Source organism: Rhodococcus sp. T2V (assembly GCF_029269925.1).
GTDB lineage: Bacteria > Actinomycetota > Actinomycetes > Mycobacteriales > Mycobacteriaceae > Rhodococcus_F > Rhodococcus_F koreensis.
Genome location: NZ_JARJBD010000230.1, coordinates 1 through 3,088, shown reverse-complemented (window position 1 = coordinate 3,088; position 3,088 = coordinate 1). Strand labels below are relative to the sequence as shown.

Genomic DNA, 3,088 nt, shown 5'->3' with positions numbered 1-3,088 from the left:
ACAAGATGCGCCCCGTCACGCGGTCCTCGCGTGCACATCGGCGCTCCCCGAACTCCCCGATGATCTCGTTCGGATGCAGCGTGTACGCCGTGGGCATGACGCTGCGGCGGGCACGGTGTTTGTCCACCGTCGTCTCCTCGATGTCGACGAACACGACATCGTTGTGCATCGCCTCTTCAATGGTCATCAGTTCGAGTGCCGTGGTGTTGGGACCTCGAATCACGATTACGAATCACGAGTCCTGAGACCACGCCGTGCGTGTGGTGCGCGAGTGCCTGGTGCGTGACCCGGATCGCTGGCTGCTTTCTGTCGGGACGTCAGGCGACGGACGGTCGCGGTGGCGGAGTGGTCGGCGCCGAATCCGACTGTCCTGGTTCATCGCTCACGTCCACCGACGAGTTGTCGGTGTGCGCCTGCCGTCGGCGCAGTATTCGGCGGGGATGGTGTCGGATATCGGTGGTCTCGCCCAATCGGAGGTGCGGTTAACGAAACGTCGACGGGTGCATCCGACTGGACCGAAGACGGCGGTTTGTGTCAGCCGCACTACTTACCGATATGCACCGCACAATCCGCCGGTCGCTCGTTGGCTCACATTCACGGTTAGTCTGTCCGGTGATGGATACGTCCGAGGAGGCCGCCTGTGCGTCGGCGGCCGTGACTGCGGAAGGCTGGCTGAGTTGGCCATGAACGTTATCAGCGGTGCCGCGCGCGCCGCCAGAAATGCAGTCGGGGTTCTTCGGGACGCAGGAGAGGGCGCCTGGTCCTGGACGAACAGCAAGCTGCGGCAACAGGTGAAAGCACCGGAGGGTGCCGAAGCCGGACTCGCGGGGGAACCCCAGATCAGCACCACGCCCGAGTCGGCGCCGGAGACGCCCGTGAAGGAGGCCGCAGCCGCCAAGGCGCCCGCGAGGAAGGCCGCTGCTGGGGCGAAGACACCTGCGAAGAAGGCCGCTGGTGCCGCGAAGGCACCTGCGAAGAAGGCCGTGGCTGCCAAGGCAACTGCCAAATCGGCGCCGTCCGAGGTGCCGTCGGTGAAGAAGGCCGTCGTCGCGAAGGCACCTGCGAAGAAGGCTTCTGGTGCCGCGAAGGCACCTGCGAGGAAGGCCGTGGCTGCCAAGGCAACTGCCAAATCGGCGCCGTCCGAGGTGCCGTCGGTGAAGAAGGCCGTCGTCGCGAAGGCACCTGCGAAGGAGGCCGCAGCCGCGAAGGCACCTGCGAAGAAGGCTGCTGGTGCCGCGAAGACACCTGCGAAGGAGGCCGCAGCCGCGAAGGCGCCAGCGAGGAAGGCCGTGGCTGCCAAGACAACTGCTAAATCGGCGCCGTCCGAGATGTCGCCGGTGAAGAAGGCTGCTGGTGCCGCGAAGACACCTGCGAAGGAGGCCGCAGCCGCGAAGGCGCCAGCGAGGAAGGCCGTGGCTGCCAAGACAACTGCTAAATCGGCGCCGTCCGAGATGTCGCCGGTGAAGAAGGCTGCTGGTGCCGCGAAGACACCTGCGAAGAAGGCCGCAGCAGCGAAGACACCCGCGAAGAAGGCCGCAGCCGCGAAGACACCCGCGAAGAAGGCCGCTGCCGTCAAGGAAACCGACAAACCGACGCGGTCCGCGAAGAGGGGCGCAAAGGCAACTGGGATTCCTCCCGAACAGTGAACATCCTTCCAGCGAGGCGTTCGGTCCCACTCGGTGTTCATTATTCGGGGAACCTGCCACCCCAGTCGAATCCATGCACCACTGTGACGGGACGGCCGATCACGTGAGGCGGGAAGGCCACAGGCCGCGTCTTCGACCGGATTCCTGCACATCCCCGGCCGGGCGGAGACCGAACCCGGGGGAGCCGGGCCGACCGGTTCAGCGTCCGTTGCGGGTCGGCACGTCGAGATCGCCGGTAATGCGTTCTGGATTGCCCGGGCCGCGTGCCATGTCGAGCGAGCCCACTTCACGCAGGTCGTTGGTGCGGGAGCCGCCCCCGCGCAGGTACGCGCGAGGGCGGCTCGGTACCACCGACCCTATGGTCCGGGATCGGGGTCGGGTGCTTCAGCGGGTCGTCTCCTTCTCGCCGGGGGCAGCGTTGGCCTCGTCTATCTGGTCGGCGGCGGCGGCGTCGGCCGGTTCGCTGCGCTCGTCAACGCCCGCGCGGGTGCGCAGCCGTTGGACGGTCCCCGCGCCCCGTTCGGCGAGGTCGGCGTACAGGTCGACGGCACCCTTGCGGTACTCGTCGTAATTCTTGCGCAGCTCCTCGACGGTGAACGCCTCCCGCACCTGCACCCATCCGGGCAGTTCCGAGGGCAAACCGGCGAGGCGCTGCCGGAAGGCCTCGATCCGCTCCTGCACATCGGTGGGCAGTGACCCGACACGCTCCCGGGCGTCTTCGAACCACCCGGATACCTCGGTGCCGGTGTGCTCGGCGCGCTGGCGCACCTCGGCGACGGCATCGGCAACGGCCTGGACGGCCGCATCGCCGGCACCGACCGTGGCGTACAGCGGCCTCGTTACGTTGTCGATGACCTTGGACTCGCTTGGGGACTCACTCATCTTCGCTCTCCTGTTGTGGGGCTGGACATCAGGTGTCACCTCGGCACCTTGGGCGGCGATTCCTCTTCGGTCGATCGGTGACATGACAGGACGATCTGCCAAAATTCGGCCCGCCGAAAATGGACTGTAGTCGACCCGGACGTGGTGTCAGGCGTACCGGAGACGGCAGGTAACCACGGGTCCGGGTGTGGGGCACGACGGCATCGCGACCGTGGAGTCCGCCGGCGGGTCCGAGGCTGTGGCGCGGGTCGGGCACGAGGAGCCGATCACCCCTTCCGGGACGGATCGCGGGCCGATGGCCCGACCCGACCGCATTGGCCGATTACACCGCGGTTCCCGGAACCGGGCTCGCCCTCACCCCGAGGTCGAATCGAGGTTCGCCGCCCATCTGCGCAGGTTTCAACTGTTGCCGATATGTCCAACAGTAGTTAATAGGTTCTGACATCGTCTGCCTGTGTGAATTGGTGAGGCCGCGGAATACTTGGGACGTCGGTGGTTGCGGTGTGTGTCGGCGGACATGAAAAGCTGCCCATGGGCGGTCACGAAAGTGCCCGGTAGCG

The 3,088-nt window shown here is 66.5% G+C and carries 3 protein-coding genes; 1 reads left to right on the top strand and 2 read right to left on the bottom strand.

Features of this window, described 5'->3' with window-relative positions; all coding sequences use genetic code 11:
- A partial coding sequence (locus tag P3H15_RS53420) for a hypothetical protein (RefSeq protein WP_276144731.1) occupies window positions 1-187 on the bottom strand: 187 nt, incomplete at its 3' end.
- 496 nt (window positions 188-683) lie between these two features.
- Here P3H15_RS53420 and P3H15_RS53415 point away from each other — a divergent pair.
- Window positions 684-1,646 carry a nucleoid-structuring protein H-NS gene (locus P3H15_RS53415; protein WP_276144730.1) on the top strand — a complete coding sequence of 321 codons (963 nt, stop codon included), beginning with the start codon at window positions 684-686 and terminating at the stop codon, window positions 1,644-1,646.
- 384 nt (window positions 1,647-2,030) lie between these two features.
- On the opposite strand, the gene P3H15_RS53410 is transcribed toward P3H15_RS53415, so the two are convergent.
- Complete coding sequence (locus P3H15_RS53410) at window positions 2,031-2,528, bottom strand: hypothetical protein (protein WP_276144729.1); 498 nt, start codon at window positions 2,526-2,528, stop codon at window positions 2,031-2,033.
- Window positions 2,529-3,088: the final 560 nt, after the last annotated feature.